General features: G+C 44.5%; 1 protein-coding gene. It reads right to left on the bottom strand.

Features of this window, described 5'->3' with window-relative positions; genetic code table 11:
* A partial coding sequence (locus ACNFOC_RS55280; RefSeq protein WP_521987315.1) for a mannitol dehydrogenase family protein occupies window positions 1-423 on the bottom strand: 423 nt, incomplete at its 3' end.
* Window positions 424-472: the final 49 nt, after the last annotated feature.

The following is a 472-nucleotide window of genomic DNA, read 5'->3' as shown; positions in this document are numbered from 1 at the left end:
ATCAAGCATTAACTGTCCGGTCGCCGGAGAGTGGAAATACCCTTTTTCGGTGATTGTCAGAGAGACAATCGCGATTTGCGGTTCACACATCGCAGCCAACACGGTTTCTAAGCCATCTATTTGTACGTGCAAGGCTTTTTTAACGACGCCAACGACGCGAGCCGTCCACGCATCAGCCGACATTTCCGCAACGGTATAAAGATTATCTTGCTGTTGTAAATCGGCAATTTGCTGTTCGCCGCCGATTAAGTTGACCTCATAATATCCCCAGTCACTGAAATGTTCCGTAGCAAGAATATCGGCATACACGCCCTGATGCGCACGGTGAAATGCACCAAAGCCTAAATGAACAATTCTTGGGGCCAGGTTATTACGATCATAAACAGGGAGCGTCGCTTTTGCTGATAACAAATGATTTCCCATAACAATTCCTTAAAATTAAATATAGCAAGCTACATGTTTTGTTATATGA

The organism is Streptomyces colwelliae (genome assembly GCF_048158785.1).
Lineage (GTDB): Bacteria > Actinomycetota > Actinomycetes > Streptomycetales > Streptomycetaceae > Streptomyces.
The sequence above is the reverse complement of the archived record's forward strand: the minus strand, read 5'-3'. Positions and strand labels throughout refer to the sequence as shown.